This is a genomic window from Cellulomonas sp. Marseille-Q8402, from assembly GCF_965119525.1.
Window position 1 is genome coordinate 299,379 of record NZ_CBCPLX010000001.1, and the last position, 16,977, is coordinate 316,355.

Below are 16,977 nucleotides of genomic sequence, written 5' to 3' on the forward strand. Positions count from 1 at the left end.
GTGGGTGAAATGTGGTGATTTGCGTGACATGTCCGTTTCGGAGTGACCACGCTGTCGCCTGTCGAAGGAGGCGAGCCGCCATGACCGATCCCCTACGGGTCGCGGTGATCGGCGCGGGGTACTGGGGCCCCAACCTGGCCCGCAACTTCCGCACCGCACCGGACTGGGACCTCGTCGCCGTGTGCGACCTGGACGCCGAGCGCGCGCGGCGGGTGGTCGGCCCGCGCAGCACGGTGGAGGTCGTGACCTCCGCCGCCGAGCTGCTCGCCCGGGACGACCTGGACGCCGTCGCCGTGGCCACGCCGGCCGCGACGCACGTCGGGCTGGTCCTGGCCGCCCTCGACGCGGGCAAGCACGTGCTCGTGGAGAAGCCGATCGCGCACGACGGCGCCGCCGCGCGGCGGATGGTCGCCCGCGCGGCGGAGGTCGACCGGGTGCTGATGGTCGACCACACGTTCTGCTACACCGCACCGGTGCTGAAGATCCGCGAGCTGGTCGCCGACGGGTCGCTGGGCGACATCCAGTACGTGGACTCGGTGCGGATCAACCTGGGCATCGTGCAGCCGGACGTCGACGTGTTCTGGGACCTGGCCCCGCACGACCTGTCGATCCTCGACTTCATCCTCCCGGGCGGGCTGGTGCCGACCGGGGTCGCCGCGCAGGGCGGCGACCCGCTGCACGTCGGCCAGTCCTGCGTCGGGTACCTGACGCTGCCTCTGCCGGGCGGCGCGATCGCGCACGTGCACGTGAACTGGCTCAGCCCCACCAAGATCCGGCAGATGGTGGTCGGCGGCAGCCGGCGCACCCTGGTGTGGGACGACCTGGCGCCGCAGCAGCGGCTCACCGTGTACGACCGGGGCGTCGACCTCGGGCAGAGCCTGCCGGACCGGACCGCCGCGACCGTGTCGTACCGGCTCGGCGACGCGTGGGCGCCGGCGCTGCAGGAGCGGGAGGCGCTGTCCGTGATGGTCGCCGAGCTCGGCGCGGCGATCCGGGAGCACCGGGCGCCGCAGACCGACGGGCACGCGGGGCTGCGGGTGCTGGACGTCCTGGAGTCCGCCTCGCTGAGCCTCGCGGACGGCGGCCGGACGACGCCGGTGGCGGGTACGACGGGTACGGCCCTGGGCGCCGGCGGGCGCCTGAGCGTCGGACAGGCGGCGGCCTCGTGACGGCGCTGGCGGGTGCGACGGTCCTGGTGACCGGCGGCGCCGGGACCATCGGGTCGACGGTGGTCGACCAGGTGCTGCACGCCGGGGCGTCGCGCGTGGTCGTGCTGGACAACCTGGTCCGGGGCCGCCGGGAGAACCTGGCTGCAGCGCTGGCCGGCGGCCGCGTGGAGCTGGTCGAGGGCGACATCCGGGACCGCGACACCGTGCACGACCTGGTGCGCGGCACGGACCTGGTGTTCCACCAGGCGGCGATCCGGATCACCCAGTGCGCCGAGGAGCCGCGGCTGGCGCTCGAGGTGCTGGTCGACGGGACGTTCACGGTGCTCGAGGCCGCGGCGGAGCACCGGGTGGGCAAGCTCGTCGCGGCATCGAGCGCGTCGGTGTACGGGATGGCCGAGGAGTTCCCGACGGGGGAGCGGCACCACCACCACAACAACGACACGTTCTACGGCGCCGCGAAGTCGTTCAACGAGGGCATGGCCCGCAGCTTCCGCGCCATGCACGGCCTGGACTACGTGCTCCTGCGCTACTTCAACGTCTACGGGCCGCGGATGGACGCGCACGGCGCGTACACGGAGGTGCTGATCCGCTGGATGGAGCGGATCGCCGACGGGCTGCCCCCGCTGATCTTCGGCGACGGGACGCAGACGATGGACTTCGTGTTCGCCGGCGACGTCGCGCGGGCCAACGTGCTGGCCGCGGGGTCCGACGTCGTCGAGGGCGTGTACAACGTCGCGAGCGGCACCGAGACGTCCCTGCTCGGGCTGGCGGAGGCGCTGCTGCGGGCGACGGACAGCGACCTGGAGGTGGAGCACGGGCCCGAGCGGGCGGTGAACGGCGTGGTCCGCCGGCTGGCCGACACGTCCGCCGCCCGGCGCGACCTCGGGTTCGAGGCCCGGGTCGGGCTCGAGGACGGGCTGCGGGAGCTCGTCGCGTGGTGGCGGCCGCAGCGCAAGGCGGTCGCGGCGGGCCGTGCGGCGGGTCAGGCGGCGGGCCGTGCGGCGGGTCAGGCGGCGGGCCAGGCGGCGGGTCAGACGGCGGGGGTGCGAGGGTGAGCCGGATCCACGTCATGCAGCCGTGGCTGGGCGCCGAGGAGGTCGCGGCGGTCACCGAGGTGCTCGAGTCCGGCTGGGTGGCGCAGGGCCCGCGGGTCGCGGCGTTCGAGCGGGCGTTCGCGGCGGAGCAGGGCGCGGACCACGCCGTCGCCGTGTCGTCCTGCACGGCGGCGCTGCACCTCGCGCTGGTGGTGGCCGGCGTCGGCCCGGGCGACGACGTGGTGGTGCCGTCGTTCTCGTTCATCGCGACGACCAACGCCGTGGTCTACGTGGGGGCGCGGCCGGTGTTCGCCGACGTCGACCCGGCCACCGGCAACGTCACGGCGGCGACGGTCGGGGACGTGCTGACGGACCGCACGCGCGCCGTGATCGCGGTCGACCAGGGCGGCGTCCCCGTCGACCTGGACGCGATCCGGGCCGTCACGGACCCGCGCGGCGTCGTGGTCGTCGAGGACGCGGCCTGCGCGGCCGGCTCCACGTACCGCGGGCGGCCGGTGGGGGCACGCGCCGAGATCGCCGCCTGGTCGTTCCACCCGCGCAAGATCCTCACGACCGGCGAGGGCGGCATGGTGACGACGGCCCGGGCGGACTGGGCCGGGCGCGCCCGGCGGCTGCGGGAGCACGCGATGAGCGTGTCCGCCGCCGACCGGCACGCGAGCGTGCTCGCCCCGGCGGAGGAGTACACCGAGGTGGGGTTCAACTACCGGATGACCGACCTGCAGGCGGCGGTCGGCCTGGTGCAGCTCGGCCGGCTGCGGGAGGCGGTGGACCGCCGGCGGGCGCTCGCCGCGGTGTACGCGAAGCAGCTCGCCGAGATCCCCGGCCTGCGGCCGGTGGCGGACCCGCCGTGGGGCACGGCGAACTTCCAGTCGTACTGGGTGGAGGTGCTGGACGGGTTCCCGCTGGGGCGGGACGGCCTGCTGGTGCACCTCGCCGCGGCGGACGTCTCGGCCCGGCGCGGCATCATGGCGGCCCACCGCCAGCCCGCCTACGCCGGGCACGCGTCGGCGCCCCTGCCGGTGACGGAGCGCCTCACGGACCGCACGCTGATCCTGCCCCTGTTCCACCAGCTGTCCGACTCCGAGCAGGCGCGGGTCGTCGACGCGCTCCGGTCGGCGGCGCGGCGATGACGACCGCACGCCGGCCGCTGGTGCTCGTGGGCGCGAGCGGGCTGGCCCGCGAGGTGCTCGCCGTCGTGCGCGCGCACGGGCCGCACGAGGCCGTCGGCGTCCTCGACGACGACCCGGCCACCCACGGGCGGGCGGTCGGCGGCGTCCCGGTGCTCGGCGGGCTCGACGCCGTGGGGTCCTGGCCCGGCGCCGACGTGCTGGTCTGCGTCGGCCGGGGCGCTGCCCGCCAGGTGCTCGTCGGCCGGCTGCGGGCGCTCGGCGTCGGGGACGACCGCTGGGCCACCGTGGCCCACCCGTCGGTGGAGGTCCCGCCGGACTGCGAGGTCGGCCCCGGCTCGGTGCTGCTCGCCGGCGTGGTCCTGACGACGGCGGTCACGGTCGGCGCCCACGTCGTGCTGATGCCGCACGTGACGCTGACCCACGACGACCGGGTGGGCGACCACGCGACGCTCGCCGCGGGGGTGGCGCTGGGGGGTGGCGTCGTGGTCGGCCCCCGGGCGTACCTCGGGATGCGGTCGAGCGTCCGCGAGCGGGTGCGCGTCGGCGCGGACGCGACGCTCGGGATGGGCGCCGTGCTCCTGACCGACCTGCCCGCCGGCGAGACCTGGGCGGGCGTGCCGGCGCGGCGGCTGCCCGGGACCGGTGTCGTCCCGGCACCGCCGGTGTCCGACGAGAGGACCGTGCCCGCATGAGGATCCCCCTGGTGGACCTGGCCGCGCAGCACGCCGAGGTGGCCGAGGAGGTCCGGGCCGGCCTCGACGAGGTGTTCGCCACGACCGCGTTCGTCGGCGGCCCCGCGGTCGGCCGGTTCGAGGCCGCGTACGCCGCGACCGTCGGCGTGGCGCACTGCGTGGGCGTCGCGAACGGCACCGACGCCCTGGAGCTGGCGCTGCGCGCGGTCGGCGTCGGGCCCGGCGACGAGGTCGTGCTGCCCGCCAACACGTTCGTCGCCACCGCCGAGGCCGCGTCCCGGATCGGTGCCGTGCCGGTCCCGGTCGACGTCGACCCCGAGCACCTGCTGATCGACCCCGCGGCGGTGCGCGCCGCCGTCGGCCCGCGGACCGGCGCCATCGTCCCGGTGCACCTCTTCGGCCAGGTCGCACCGGTCGAGGAGCTGCTGAAGACCGGCGCGGACGCCGGCGTTCCCCTGGTCGAGGACGCCGCCCAGGCGCAGGGCGCCCGCCGGATGGGCCGGGCCGCGGGCTCCTTCGGGCTCGCGGCCGGGACCAGCTTCTACCCGGGCAAGAACCTCGGCGCGGCCGGGGACGCCGGCGCCGTCACCACGGACGACGCCGCGGTGGCCCGCACGGTCCGGCTGCTCGGCGGGCACGGCAGCGCGCAGAAGTACGACCACGAGGTCGTGGGGATGAACTCCCGGCTCGACACCGTGCAGGCGGTGGTGCTCGGGGCCAAGCTGTCGCGGCTGGCGGGCTGGAACGAGCGCCGGCGGGCGGCCGCCGCCCGGTACGACGTCCTGCTCCGCGGCGTCGACGGCGTGCGCACGCCCGCGAGCGCCCCCGGCAACGAGGACGTCTGGCACCTGTACGTCGTGCAGGTCGAGGACCGCGACCGTGTGCTCGGGGCCCTGCACGCCGCCGGGATCGGGGCCGGCGTCCACTACCCGGTGCCGGTGCACCGGACGGGTGCCTACGCCCACCTCGGCCTCGGCGCCGGGGCGTTCCCCGTCGCGGAGGCCGCGGCCGGCCGGATCCTGTCCCTGCCGCTGCACCCGCACCTGACCTCCGCGCAGCAGGAGCAGGTGGTCGAGGTGCTCGCCCGCGCCCTCGCGGGGACGTCATGAGGATCCTCGTCTACCCCGGGACGATGGAGGTCGGGGGCAGCCAGATCAACGCCCTGGAGCTCGCGCACCAGGCCGCGCACGACGGCCACGACGTCGTGCTGTTCGGACCCGACGGCGACCTCGTCGCGCTCGTCGCCGAGCTCGGGCTGGAGTACTTCCGGGCACCGCAGGAGGGCCGGTGGCCGTCCCGGCGGAACATGGCCGCGCTCGCCCGGCTCGTCGCCGAGCGGCAGGTCGACGTGGTGCACGGGTACGAGTGGGGCCCGTCGGTGGACCTGGCCTTCGGCCCGCACCGCGCCCTCGGCACGCCGCTGGTGACGACCGTGCTCTCGATGGACGTCCCCGAGCACGTCCCGCGGCACGAGCCGCTGGTCGTCGGGACCCGGCTGCTGCAGGAGCAGCAGCAGGGGGTCCGGCAGCGGGTGCACCTGATCGAGCCGCCGGTCGACACCGTCCTCAACGCGCCCGGCCGCGGCGGTGCCGACGCACGGGCCCGGCTCGGGCTGGGGCACGACGACCTGGTGCTGTCCGTGGTGGGCCGGCTGTCCTCGGACCTGGGCAAGGCCGAGGGCGTCCTCGCCGCGATCGACGTGGTCGGTGCCCTCGCCGCGGAGGGCCCGGACCTGCCGCTGCGGCTGGTCGTCGTCGGGACCGGCCCGGGCGCCGGGCGGGTCGGCGAGCGCGCCGCCGCCGTCAACGCCACCGCCGGTCGGCCGGTGGTGGTCGTCACCGGGCAGCTCCTCGACCCCCGGCCCGCGTACGACGCCGCGGACGTCGTGCTGGGCATGGGCAGCTCGGTGCTCAAGGGCATGGCGTTCGCGAAGCCGGTGGTCGTGCAGGGGGATCGCGGGCGCTGGGTGGCGCTGGAGCCGGCGTCCCTGGCCGGGTTCCTGCACGACGGCTGGATGGCCACCGGGACCGGCGACGGCCGCGACCTGGCGCAGGCGCTGCAGGTGCTGCTCGCGGACCCGGCGGCACGGGCCGAACGGGGCGCGCTCGGCCGGCGCGTCGTGCGCGACACCTACAGCCTGGCCGCCGCCGCCCGCCGCCAGGACGCCGTGTACGCCGACGCCGTCGCGATCCGGCCGTCGCCGGCGGAACGCCGGGACGCGCTGCTGCGGTGCGCCCTCGACGTCGCCAAGTTCAAGGCGGCGCTGGCGCGGCAGCGGGTCGCGGCAACGCCCCGCCGCACCGACCACCCGGACCGGCCGGCGGGCGTCCAGCGGGCGTCCCGCTCGCCACGGGTCGCGCTGTGACCGGCGCCGGCGGGCTCGGGCGGCAGGTCGGTCGCGGCCTGGCGTGGGGCAGCGCCGGCGGCCTGGTCCTGCGGTTCGGCAACGTCCTGGTCGGGATCGTGCTCGCGCGGCTCCTCGCACCCGAGGACTTCGGCGTGTTCGCGCTCGCGCTCGCGGTGCAGGGCGTGCTGGTCACCGTCGTGGACCTCGGCCTGAGCGCCGACCTGGTCCGCGCACGCGAGCCACGCCGCCTCGAACCGACCGTGGCGACGCTCAGCCTCGCGTCGGGCGTCCTGCTCGCGACGGCGATGGCGGCGTCCGCCGTGCCGGTGGCCCGGGCGCTCGGCAGCGAGCGCGCCGCACCCGTCATCGCCGTGCTCGCGGCGACGCTGGTCGTCTCCGCCGCCGGCGTCGTCCCCTACGCCCGGATGCAGCGGGCGTTCCAGCAGCGGGAGATCTTCGCCACCGGTTTGGTGGACCTCGTGGTCGGGACCGTGGTCACCGTCCTGCTGGTGCTGGCCGGCTGGGGGCCGATGGCCCTGGCCGTGTCCCGCCTGGTCGCCCAGCCGTGCGCCACCGCGGCCCAGTTCCTGCTCACCCGGACGGTCCCGCGGTTCGGGTACGACCGGGAGCTCGCGCGCGGCGCCATCGCCTACGGCGTCCCCCTCGCCGGAGCCAACCTGCTGTCCATCGCGCTGCTCGCCGTCGACAAGGTGGTCCTGGCCCGCGGCGCCGGCGAGGTCGCCCTCGGGTACTACGTGCTGGCCTTCAACGTCGCGAGCTGGCCGATGACGGTGATCGGGCAGACGGTGCGGCCGGTGGCGCTCGCGGCCTTCGCGCGCCTGGACGCGCGGCACGCGGACGACGCGGACGACGCCGGGACGTCCGGGGAGTTCGGGGGACCGGCGCCGCCGCCGGGTCCCGGGTCCGCGGACGGCGGGCTGACCTTCGCGGTCCGGCTCACGTGGGCGGCGGCGGTCCCGGTGGCGTGCGTGCTGGGCGCGCTGAGCGCCCCGGTCGTCGTGCTGCTCTACGGCGAGCGCTGGCTGCCCGCGGCGGGAGCGCTCACGGCCCTGGCGGCGTTCGGGGCCGTGCGGGTGCTGTTCGACCTCATGGCGACGTACCTCATCGCGCGCGGCGCGACCCGCCCCGTGCTGTGGATCCAGCTGGCCTGGCTGCTGGTGCTCGTCCCGGCGGTGGTCGTCGGCGCCCGGTCCTGGGGCTCGGCGGGCGTCGGCTGGGCGCACGTGGCGGTCGCGGTCACCGTGGTGCTGCCGCTCTACCTGGTGGCGGTCCGGCGCAGCGGCGCGGACCTGCGCGGGCTGCTGGGCGCGACCTGGCTGCCGCTGCTCGCCGCCGCGCCCACGGCGGTCGCGGCCGGGCTGGTGGCGCGGCAGCTCACGAGCCCGCTGCTGGCGCTGCTGGCGGGCGGGCTCACCGGGGCCGTGGCGTACGCCGCCGTCGTCGGCCGGCCCCTGCTGCGGGACCTGCGGGCGCTCCGTGCCGCCCGTGCCGCCCGTGCCGCCCGTGCCGCCCGTGCCGCCGACGCCGCTGCGGCCGGGGACCCCGTCCCGGCCCCCGACCCCGCCGCGGTCCCGTGAGCGCCGTCGACGCCGGGCTGCGCGGCGCGCTGCACGTCCGCCCGCGGGGGGTGCCGACGGCCGGCAGCACGGTCACCGTGGTGGTGCCCTGCTACAACTACGGCCGGTTCCTCGCCGGAGCCGTCACCAGCGCGCTCGACCAGCCCGGCGTGCTGGTCGACGTCGTGGTGGTCGACGACGCCTCCACGGACGACTCCCGGGAGGTCGCGGCCCGGCTCGCGGCGGCCGACTCCCGCGTGACGGTGCTCGCGCACCCCGTGAACCGCGGGCCGGTCGACACGTTCAACGACGGGCTGGCCCGGGCGTCGGGGGAGTTCCTGGTGCGGCTCGACGCCGACGACCTCCTCACGCCCGGGTCGCTGGCGCGGTCCGTGGCGCTGGCGCGGGCGTTCCCGTCGGTCGGGCTCGTCTACGGGCACCCGCTGCACTTCACCGCGTCCCCCCGGCGCGCGCGGTCCCGGGTGCGCCGGTGGACGGTCTGGCCGGGGCGGCGGTGGCTCGCCGACCGGTGCGCCGACGGCTACAACGTCATCACCTCGCCCGAGGTCCTCATGCGCCGGTCGGTGGTCGCGCAGGTCGGCGGCCAGCGCCCGCTGGCGCACACGCACGACATGGAGATGTGGTTGCGGCTGGCCGCGTTCTCCGACGTCGGCTACGTGGCGGGCCCGGACCAGGCGTGGCACCGGGACCACCCCGCGAGCCTCTCCGCGCGGGAGGTCGACGACGCCACCGACTTCCGGGAGCGCGTCGCGGCCTACGCGGAGCTGGCGGACGGCGTCGCCCGGGACGTGCCGGGCATGCGGGGGCTGGTGGACGCGGCGCACCGGGCGATGGTGCGGCAGGTGGTGCGGGCGTGCCGGTACGAGGTCGACCGCGGGCGGCGCGACCCCGCGCGGGTGCGGCTGCTGATGGCGCAGGCCGTGGAGCTGGACCCGCGGCTGGCGAGCAGCCCCGCGTGGCGGCGGCTGGACGCGGCGCTCGACGCGACGGCCGGCCCGGCCCAGCGGGTGGCGGGCCTGGCCCGCGCGGCGGTGGTCCGGGCGGACGACCTGCGTCGCGTCCGCCGGTGGCGCCGCACGGGCACGTACACCGCCGCCCGGGACCCCTGAGCCCGCCGAGACTGCACCGCTCGCGGGGTTCGAGTGCCCGGACACCCGCAGCTGCTGCAGTCTCGACGGTTGCTCGTCCGCGCAGGAGCCGGACGCCGCCCACGACGCACGGAGGTGGAGCACATGAGCGCTCGGACGACACCGGGCTCGGCCCTGGCGGCGACGCTGCGGGTGGGGCGGGTGGGGCAGGTGGGGCGGGTGGCGCGCCGGGTGCGGGCGATGGGGGCGCGGGAGACGGCGCAGCGGCTCGCCGCCCGGCTCTACCAGCGCACCGGGGCGGCGGCGCTCGACTTCCCGCTGCTGCCCGGCGACGTCACCGGCCCGGACGAGGCGGCACGGTCCCTCCCCCGGTGCCGCCCGCGCCCGGGCAGCCGCTCACGATCGGCTGGCTCACGGTGCCCCCCGGGCTGCGGTCGGGCGGGCACACGACGATGTTCCGGATGGTCGAGGCGCTCGAGGACGCGGGCCACCGGTGCGTGCTGTACCTGTACGACCGGCACGGCGGCGACCTCGAGCAGCGGGCCGACGTGGTCCGGCGCGGCTGGCCGCGGGTCCGCGCGGAGGTGCGCGACGTCGCCGACGGGATCGCAGGCGTCGACGCCTGCGTGGCGACGTCCTGGCAGAGCGCCCACGTGCTCGCGCGCCGCGGCGTGGCACCGATGCGGCGCCTGTACTTCGTGCAGGACTACGAGCCGTACTTCTACCCGCACGGCGCGCAGCACGCGCTCGCCGAGGACTCCTACCGCCTGGGCCTGCGGGTGCTGGCGCTCGGCGAGATGGTGGCGGGCCACGTGCGGGCGCTCGACGCCGACGTGGACGTGGTCCCCTTCGGCTGCGACACCGATGTCTACGGCGCCCTCGGGCGGACGACCCGCCAGGGCGTCGTGCTGTACGCCAAGCCCGACGTCGCACGGCGCGGCTACGACCTCGCGCGGCTGGCCCTGGAGCGGTTCCACGCCCGCCACCCCGAGCAGGAGATCCACGTCTACGGCGACGCGGTGCGGGACCTGCGCGTGCCCGTCACCCAGCACGGCGGCCTCGCCCCCGACGCGCTGAACGCGCTGTACAACACGACGGTCGCCGGCCTGGCGCTGTCGTTCACCAACATCTCGCTGGTGGCCGAGGAGATGCTCGCCGCCGGGACGGTGCCGGTGGTCAACGACGCCGCCGACGCCCGGGCCGACCTGCCCAACCCGCACGTGCTCTGGGCGGCGCCGACCCCCGCGCGGTCGCGGACGCCCTGTCGGCCGCGGTCGAGCACCCCGACCTGGCCGGGCGGGCGGCCGAGGTGGCGGCCAGCGTCACCGGCCGGTCCTGGGCGGCGTCGCAGGCCCGCCTGGTCCGGCTCGTCGAGCAGCACGTCTACGGGACCACCCTCGTCCGGCTGCCCGCCGCGGACGCGCCGTGAGCACCTCGATGCTCGTGCTCACCCCCGCCTACCGGCCGGACCACCCGCTGTGCGCCGACCTGAACCGCTCCGTGCTGCGCTGGGCCCCGCCCGAGGTCCGGCACGCGGTCGTCGTGCCCGCCGCGGACCTGCTGCTGTTCGCCCGCTCGCGACCGGCCGGCGCACGACCGTGCTGGACGTCCGCGACGTGCTGCCGCGCCAGGCCTGCGCAAGGTGCCGCGCCTCAACGTGTGGCTCAACGTCCGGCGGCCGGTCCCGCCCGTGCCCGTGCGCGGCTGGGTGGCGCAGCAGGTGGTCAAGGCGGCGGCGGTGGCGGCCGCCACCGAGGACGTCGTGCTGGTGGCCGACTCGGACCTCGCGTTCATCCGGCCGTTCGACGCCACGACGTACGCGCCCGGCGGCGTCGTGCCGCTGTACCGCCGGGAGGGTGCCGTCACCGCGCACCTGCCGCGGCACATGATCTGGCACGACACGGCCCGTCGGCTCCTCGGGCTGCCGCGCGGCACCGACCCGGTGCGCCCGGACTACATCTGCTGGCCCTGCGCCTGGGAGCCGGCCGTCGTGCGGCGGCTGCTGGCGCGGGTCGAGTCGGCCACCGGCCTGCCGTGGGCGACGACGGCCGTCGCGCGGGAGCCTGCACGTGTCGGAGATGGTGCTCTACGGGGTGTTCGTCGACGAGGTCGAGTCCCGCACCCGGGCCGTCGTGCACACCGACGACATGCGCTGCCCCGGGTACTCGGACGAGGTGCCCCTCGACCACGACGGGCTCACCGCGTTCCTCGGCCGCGTGCGGGAGCGCGACGTGGCCGTGATGGTGTCCGCGAAGTCCGGGACCGCGCTGGAGCTGCGCCGCCGGGCACTGGCCCGGGTGGCCGCCACGCCGCGCTGACCGGCGTCAGCCGCGCCGCTTCGCGGTGGGCAGGCCCGCGCCGCGGACCCGGGCCGGCTCGGGGTCCGCCGACGCGTCGTCGTCGCCGGTGGGGGCGGGACGCGGCGGGGTCTTCGACCGGGACGGGGCCGAGCGCGTGCGCGTCCGGGTCGGGTCGGCGCGCCGGCGAGCGGCGGCGGGCAGCGGTGGTGCGGGCTCCTCGGACGACGGAGGAGGCGCCGCGGGCACGGGCGCCGTGGCGGGTTCCGGCGGTGGGGCGGTTTCCGGGGGTGCGGGGGTGGTCGGCGGTGGGGCGGTGGCGGGCCGGCCCGCCACCGCCGGGCCGGCGGCGGACGGGTCGCCCGGGTCCACCACCGCGTCGCGCCCCTCCGCCGGCACGGCTCGCGCGGCCCGGGCGCGTCCGCGGTACCGCCCGAGCGACGCCGCCGCGAAGACCAGGACGGCGCCGGCGAGCAGGACCATGATCACGGCGCGCAGCCGGCTCGAGAACTGCTCGGTCGCGCCCTCCGGCCCGGCCAGCAGGAGCGGGACGAACAGGTACCGGTCGTCTGCGCCGTTGACCTTCTGCAGGGCGCGCAGCTCGGTCTCGAGCACCGCGCCGACCGCCGTCGTGGTCGCGATGGCGTCCTCGGGCGTCGGCCCCACGCCGGTGATGTCGACGACGAACCCGTTGCCGCCGACGCCCGGGCCGACCCCGTAGTCGGTGCCGATGCCGGCGGCCTCGAGCGTCTCGACGGTCGAGGAGGCCGTCAGCCGGGCGATCACCGCGTCCGCGATCAGGTTCGTGTCTGCGGACCGCAGGTACGGGTTGTCCCCGTTCAGAGCGGCCAGCCCGGGGTCGCGCTCCAGCTCCTCCGAGGTGGGCACGGCCGGGTTCACCAGCGCGTAGGTGGCGGTGGTCTCGTACGACCGCGGGGCGAACTGGTAGACGTACGCCGCGGCGCCGAGCGCGAGCAGCAGGGCGGGGATCACGTACCACCGCTGCTGCCACAGCACTCTCAGGACGTCGGTGGGGTCCATCGCTCCTCCTCGTGTCGCTCGTGACGCACCAGCAGCCAGGCCGCTCCGGACAGCCCCACCAGCGCGGGGAACGTCAGGGCGAAGACGGGGAAGGACAGGGAGTCGAACGTCGACGAGCAGACGGCGCCCGCCAGCGTCCCCGCGGCCAGGGCGCCGGCGAGGCAGCGCAGGCTCGCGGACCGCGCGGTCCGCGCGGCGTGCAGGCCGGCGACCCCGGGCAGCACCAGGTAGACGATCGTCGCGACGACGCCGACAGCGCCCGTCGTCACCAGCGAGTTCAGGTACTGGTTGTCCAGGATGTGCAGCGCGTCCGTCGGCATGTAGTTGCCCGGGCCGAGCCCGAGGAGCGGGTGCGCGTCGTACATCGCCACCACCCGCGGGTAGTTGTCGAGCCGCGTCGAGATGGACGGGTCGGACGCGTCGGCGCCGAGCGCGCCCCCGAGCGTGCTGACCAGCCCCGGCACGGCCAGGAACAGCCCGGCCACCGCGACCGGTGCGGTGACCAGCACCCAGCGCCGGGTGGTCCGCGGCAGGAACGGGAGCACGACCGCGAGCGCCACCGCGATCCCGAGGATGCCCGACCGCGAGATGCTCACGGCCACGGCGAGCACCAGGACGCCGGTCTGGGTCCAGCTCAGCCACCGGCGACCGGCGTCGTCGAAGACCGCGCGCCAGAGCGAGAGCGGCAGCAGCATCGACGCCACGACCCCCAGCTCGATCGGCGAGAACGTGGTGCCGGCGACGCGCACCAGGGCGCCGCGCGGCTGGAACGGGGTGCTGCCCCCGTTCTCGGTGAACCCGGGCATGACGTAGTGCGCCCAGGTCACCGGGTCGACGTGGGACGTGAACTGCACGAGGGCCACCAGGCAGCAGACGGCGAACCCGTTCAGCAGGGCGCGGACGCACTGGGCCACGTCGGCCGTGGTGCGTGCGCACTCCGCGCACACCGTGATGAGGGCCGCGCTGGCGACCACGAGCAGCAGCCACCGCTCGCCCGCGGCGCGCGTGACGTCGGTGCTGCCGCCCGTCGCGCCGACGTACAGGGCCGCGGCGGAGGCGGCGGAGGCGAGCAGCAGCGCCGCGACCGCGACCCGGCCGGGGTGCCGGGCGGGTACGGGGTCGTGCAGGCCCCAGGCCCAGGACACCGCCCAGAAGGCGCCGAGCAGCAGCGCGAGCAGCATCGGGACGGTGCCGGCGGCGCCGATCGGCCCGACCACCATGCTCGCGGGGACCGCGCCGATGGTGAACAGGGCGGCGCGGAGCAGCAGCGGGACGCCGCGCCCCGGGCGGCGCGCCGCGGACGTCGGGGGCCCCACGGGCCCCACGGGCGCTGCGGGCGCTGCCGGGGGTGCCGGCGCTACCGGTGTGGTCGTGGCCGTCACGGCGCGGCGCACCCCGCGGCCGCACCGGGTGCGTGGGCGTACTGGTAGAGGTGCACGGCCAGCCCGTCGGCGAACGTGTCGGTGAACCCGCCGTCCACGACCGCGAGCTGCCGGTCCTCGCCGAGCACCGTCACCGGGCCGTCGGCGGCGCAGGTCAGGTCGAACCTCACCTCGGCGCCACCGTCCTCGGTGGCGGCGGCCAGCAGGTACTGCTGGTCGCCGTCGACCTTGACCGCGGTGTCGACGGGGCCCTCGACGTCGACGGCCCCGTCGAGGAACGGGGCGTTCAGCGCGGGCGCCAGCTCGACGAGCTGCCGGTTCACCTCGGTGACCCAGGGCCGCACCGCGTCGCCGCACGCCTCGCGGAGCAGGTGGAACGACTCGCAGTCGCCGCCGAAGCTGTGGTTGAAGTAGACGATCCCGCGGGCGCCGTGGATCACACTGCTCCACACCGCCGCCCGCACCTGGGGGCCGGTGATCGTCGGGGCGTCGTCCTCGGAGAACGGGTGGCCGAGCTCGACGAACGCCCAGACGGGCATCGTGCCGGCCGGCTCGACCAGCGAGCGGACGCGGTCGACGGTCCTGCCGTAGTTCGCCGCCCGGCGGCACTCGGCCTGCGACAGCTCGCGCCCGCCGCCGATCAGCCCGCCGCCCTCGCCTGCGCCGCAGATGTTCGGGTCGGTGAACCAGTAGGTGTCCACCGAGACCACGTCGGAGAACTCGTTGACGAACCGGGCGGCGTCGGCGTCGTCGAGCCAGAACGCGACCCCCTTGCCGTAGTTGGCGTAGGTCAGGCCCGGCGCGGGCAGGTTTGAGCGCACGGTCTCCTGCACGGTGTAGCCGCACGCCGTGTCGTCGCCCACGGGCGCGCAGACCTCGCCCTGGCCGGGCCACAGACCGGTCCAGCCGGCGTCGCCCGCGCCCGCCCACATGTCGACCTCGTCGGCGAGCACGAAGCCCGACGCGCGCGGGTCCTCGCGCCCGACCATCGCCACCGAGCCGCTGCCGTCGAGCAGCGCCAGGTCCGAGTCCTCGGTGAGCTCGACGTAGGTGTTCAGCCCTGCCTGCAGGTCCAGCTGGACGTTGCCGGGGTCGGTCAGGCTCTCCAGCCAGACGCCGACGGGGAAGTAGCCGGGGCCGGCCGGCAGGGTCGGGGCGTACCGGTCGTAGTAGCCCGCACCGCCGTCGACCGCCCGCCACGTGGGCTGCGTCGGCGGCGGGTCGTCCGTGGGGAACGGCGCGCAGGCGGCGAGGAGCAGGAGCCCGAGCGCCGCCGCCGTCCGGCGTGCGGGCCGGCTCACGACCGGCCTCCGGCGGCCGGGCGCCCGACGAGCGCGAGCAGCGTCCGCGCGCTCCGGTCGCTGCCGAACCCCGCGACCACGTGCCCCCGGCCCCCGCCGCCGAGGGTGGTCGCCAGCACGGGGTCGTCCGCGACCCGGGTGATCGCGGCCGCGAGCGCCACGGGATCGCGGGGCGGCACCAGCATCCCGGTCGTGCCGTCCCGGACCAGGGTGCGCACCCCGCCGCCGTCCGCCACGACCACCGGCACCTCCAGCGCCATCGCCTCCATGATCGCGACCCCCAGCGGCTCGGCGTGGCTGGCGAGGGCGAAGACGTGCGCCTGCTCCAGCAGCGCCCGCACCTCGTCCTCGCCGGCGGAGCCGATCAGCCGGACCCGCCCGCCGAGCCCGCTCGCGGTCACGAGCGCCTCGAGCTCGCGGCGGTAGCCGGTGCCGCCGTGCTCGTCCTCGCCCGCGACCGTGAGCTCCACGTCGCGGCCGGCGTCGGTCAGGAGCCGCACCGCCCGGACCAGGTCGTCGTGGCCCTTGCTCGGGTTCAGCCGGCCGCAGCTGACCACCCGCAGCGGGCCGGAGCCGGGCCACGGGCGGTACGGCGTGCCCCGCCGGAACCGGTCGGTGTCGACTCCCATCGGGGCGACGGCGACGGTGGCCGGCAGGTCGCGGTCGAGCGCCGCCACGACGTCCCGGCGGAGCTGCTCGGTGATCACCAGGGCGAAGGCCGCGTGCCGCCACTTGCTCCGCTGGTTGCCGCCGTAGTCCGCGAGCGGACCGTGCAGCGACACGCTGTACGGCAGCCCGGTGAGGGCGTGCGTGAGGACGGCGACCTGCGCCGCGCCGGCGCACGAGTGCACGTGGACGTGCTGCCAGCGGCCCTCCCGCGCCAGCGCCGCCAGGCGGGCACCGGCGAGCAGCAGCCCCACCGCCCGGACCGCCCCGACGTCGGCGGCCGCGGCGCGCACCTCGCGCCCGGCGTCACCGGCACGGCCTTGCAGCAGCGCGCGGCCGAGCACCGCCGCCGTGCTCGCCGCCGCGCGGACGGACCACCCCGTGAGGTAGCGCGTGCGCGCGACGGCCCGAGGTGCCCAGGCGTGCGCCGCCGGTGTCCCGTGCGGCCGGCGGGTGGACACCAGCACGGGGCGGGCGCCCGCGGCGGTGAGCGCCGCGACCTCCCGCCAGAAGAACGCGTGCGTCTGCCCGGGGAACTCGGGCACCAGGTAGCCGAGGACCACGCGCGGCAGCGCGGCGGCCGGCTCGAGCACCGGCCGGGGGGCGACGGGGACCGGGGCCGCGCGGGGCGCCCTCGCCGGTTGCTCTCGCCGCGCCCCCAGCGGGCGCCGGCCGCCGGCCGCCCGCCCGGGCCCGGGACCGGCGGCCCGCGTCGCACGCGCGCCAGCGTGACCAGCGCGGCGTACACGCCGGCGTCGACGGCGCTGCGCGGCCCGCGCACGGTCCGGAGGAGCTGCCCGGCGGTGCCTCGGGTGCTGTGCGTGCCCTGCGTCGCCGTCGCGCCCAGGGAGCCGGGCCGCGGCGACCGGCCGAGCGCGGCGTGCACCTCCGCGTTGCCGCGGTACGTGCGGCGCAGCACCCGCAGGAGGCTGCGCGCCGTCCGGGGCGCCGCCACGCGGACCGGGGGAGCGGCGACGACCGTCTTCTCCGCGGGCGCGAAGAGCCGGTCGACCCACAGGTCGTCGGCGACGAGGCCGGGGAACCGCCCGAGCCGCGCGTGCCCCGTCTCGGAGAGCCCGTAGATGCCGGCGCCCCACATCGCGCCCCGGGTGACGCCGAGCCGCCGGCGGGCCCGCAGGTACGCGCGGACGACGGCGGACGCACCGCCCGCGTCGACCACCGCCGGCGGACGGGCGGCCATCCACGGGCCG

13 protein-coding genes and 2 pseudogenes are annotated in these 16,977 nt (G+C 77.2%); 11 read left to right on the plus strand and 4 right to left on the minus strand.

What is annotated here, in order from left to right; genetic code table 11:
• The first annotated feature begins 80 nt into the window (after positions 1 to 80).
• The 11 genes and pseudogenes from ACWPWW_RS01400 (at position 81) to ACWPWW_RS01450 (ending at position 11,397) form a co-directional block, all read left to right on the plus strand.
• A complete protein-coding gene (locus ACWPWW_RS01400) occupies positions 81 to 1,169 on the plus strand; it encodes a Gfo/Idh/MocA family protein (protein ID WP_454048561.1) in 1,089 nt (362 codons plus the stop codon).
• Entirely contained in the window at positions 1,166 to 2,224 is a 1,059-nt protein-coding gene (locus ACWPWW_RS01405) for an SDR family NAD(P)-dependent oxidoreductase (protein ID WP_454048562.1), read from the plus strand. The genes ACWPWW_RS01400 and ACWPWW_RS01405 overlap by 4 nt, the downstream gene beginning before the upstream one ends.
• 14 nt (positions 2,225 to 2,238) lie before the next feature.
• Positions 2,239 to 3,354: a DegT/DnrJ/EryC1/StrS family aminotransferase gene (locus ACWPWW_RS01410; protein ID WP_454050373.1), complete on the plus strand. Its 1,116-nt coding sequence runs from the start codon at positions 2,239 to 2,241 to the stop codon at positions 3,352 to 3,354.
• A complete protein-coding gene (locus ACWPWW_RS01415) occupies positions 3,351 to 4,046 on the plus strand; it encodes a NeuD/PglB/VioB family sugar acetyltransferase (RefSeq protein ID WP_454048563.1) in 696 nt (231 codons plus the stop codon). The genes ACWPWW_RS01410 and ACWPWW_RS01415 overlap by 4 nt, the downstream gene beginning before the upstream one ends.
• Complete coding sequence (locus ACWPWW_RS01420; protein ID WP_454048564.1) at positions 4,043 to 5,155, plus strand: DegT/DnrJ/EryC1/StrS family aminotransferase; 1,113 nt, start codon at positions 4,043 to 4,045, stop codon at positions 5,153 to 5,155. Before ACWPWW_RS01415 ends, ACWPWW_RS01420 begins: the two co-directional genes overlap by 4 nt.
• Complete coding sequence (locus ACWPWW_RS01425; protein ID WP_454048565.1) at positions 5,152 to 6,411, plus strand: glycosyltransferase family 4 protein; 1,260 nt, start codon at positions 5,152 to 5,154, stop codon at positions 6,409 to 6,411. The genes ACWPWW_RS01420 and ACWPWW_RS01425 overlap by 4 nt, the downstream gene beginning before the upstream one ends.
• Positions 6,408 to 7,991 (plus strand): oligosaccharide flippase family protein, encoded by a 1,584-nt coding sequence (locus ACWPWW_RS01430; protein ID WP_454048566.1) that lies wholly within the window; start codon positions 6,408 to 6,410, stop codon positions 7,989 to 7,991. Before ACWPWW_RS01425 ends, ACWPWW_RS01430 begins: the two co-directional genes overlap by 4 nt.
• Positions 7,988 to 9,100, plus strand: coding sequence for a glycosyltransferase family 2 protein (locus ACWPWW_RS01435; protein WP_454048567.1), 1,113 nt, complete (start codon positions 7,988 to 7,990; stop codon positions 9,098 to 9,100). Before ACWPWW_RS01430 ends, ACWPWW_RS01435 begins: the two co-directional genes overlap by 4 nt.
• 659 nt (positions 9,101 to 9,759) lie before the next feature.
• Positions 9,760 to 10,218, plus strand: a pseudogene (locus ACWPWW_RS01440) (glycosyltransferase family 1 protein); the annotation flags it as partial.
• 599 nt (positions 10,219 to 10,817) lie between these two features.
• A pseudogene (locus ACWPWW_RS01445) lies at positions 10,818 to 11,066 on the plus strand (DUF6492 family protein); the annotation flags it as partial.
• An 82-nt stretch (positions 11,067 to 11,148) separates the two neighbouring features.
• Entirely contained in the window at positions 11,149 to 11,397 is a 249-nt protein-coding gene (locus tag ACWPWW_RS01450) for a hypothetical protein (protein WP_454048568.1), read from the plus strand.
• A gap of 6 nt (positions 11,398 to 11,403) precedes the next feature.
• On the opposite strand, the gene ACWPWW_RS01455 is transcribed toward ACWPWW_RS01450, so the two are convergent.
• The 4 genes from ACWPWW_RS01455 to epsE all read right to left on the minus strand — a co-directional run bounded on the left by ACWPWW_RS01455 (position 11,404) and on the right by epsE (position 16,971).
• On the minus strand, positions 11,404 to 12,417 hold the full coding sequence (locus ACWPWW_RS01455) for a hypothetical protein (protein ID WP_454048569.1): 1,014 nt from the start codon (positions 12,415 to 12,417) through the stop codon (positions 11,404 to 11,406).
• On the minus strand, positions 12,396 to 13,733 hold the full coding sequence (locus ACWPWW_RS01460; protein ID WP_454048570.1) for an O-antigen ligase family protein: 1,338 nt from the start codon (positions 13,731 to 13,733) through the stop codon (positions 12,396 to 12,398). The genes ACWPWW_RS01455 and ACWPWW_RS01460 overlap by 22 nt, the downstream gene beginning before the upstream one ends.
• A 62-nt stretch (positions 13,734 to 13,795) precedes the next feature.
• Positions 13,796 to 15,100, minus strand: coding sequence for a hypothetical protein (locus ACWPWW_RS01465; protein ID WP_454048571.1), 1,305 nt, complete (start codon positions 15,098 to 15,100; stop codon positions 13,796 to 13,798).
• Positions 15,097 to 16,971 (minus strand): exopolysaccharide biosynthesis GT4 family glycosyltransferase EpsE, encoded by a 1,875-nt coding sequence (gene epsE / locus ACWPWW_RS01470; RefSeq protein WP_454050374.1) that lies wholly within the window; start codon positions 16,969 to 16,971, stop codon positions 15,097 to 15,099. Before epsE ends, ACWPWW_RS01465 begins: the two co-directional genes overlap by 4 nt.
• Positions 16,972 to 16,977: the final 6 nt, after the last annotated feature.

Excerpts from the sequence above, each read along its gene's own strand:
- ACWPWW_RS01400 (WP_454048561.1), top strand. The coding sequence starts at position 81 with ATGACCGATCCCCTACGGGTCGCGGTGATCGGCGCGGGGTACTGGGGC.
- ACWPWW_RS01455 (WP_454048569.1), bottom strand. The coding sequence starts at position 12,417 with ATGGACCCCACCGACGTCCTGAGAGTGCTGTGGCAGCAGCGGTGGTAC.
- ACWPWW_RS01420 (WP_454048564.1), top strand. The coding sequence starts at position 4,043 with ATGAGGATCCCCCTGGTGGACCTGGCCGCGCAGCACGCCGAGGTGGCC.
- ACWPWW_RS01425 (WP_454048565.1), top strand. The coding sequence starts at position 5,152 with ATGAGGATCCTCGTCTACCCCGGGACGATGGAGGTCGGGGGCAGCCAG.
- ACWPWW_RS01415 (WP_454048563.1), top strand. The coding sequence starts at position 3,351 with ATGACGACCGCACGCCGGCCGCTGGTGCTCGTGGGCGCGAGCGGGCTG.
- ACWPWW_RS01410 (WP_454050373.1), top strand. The coding sequence starts at position 2,239 with ATGCAGCCGTGGCTGGGCGCCGAGGAGGTCGCGGCGGTCACCGAGGTG.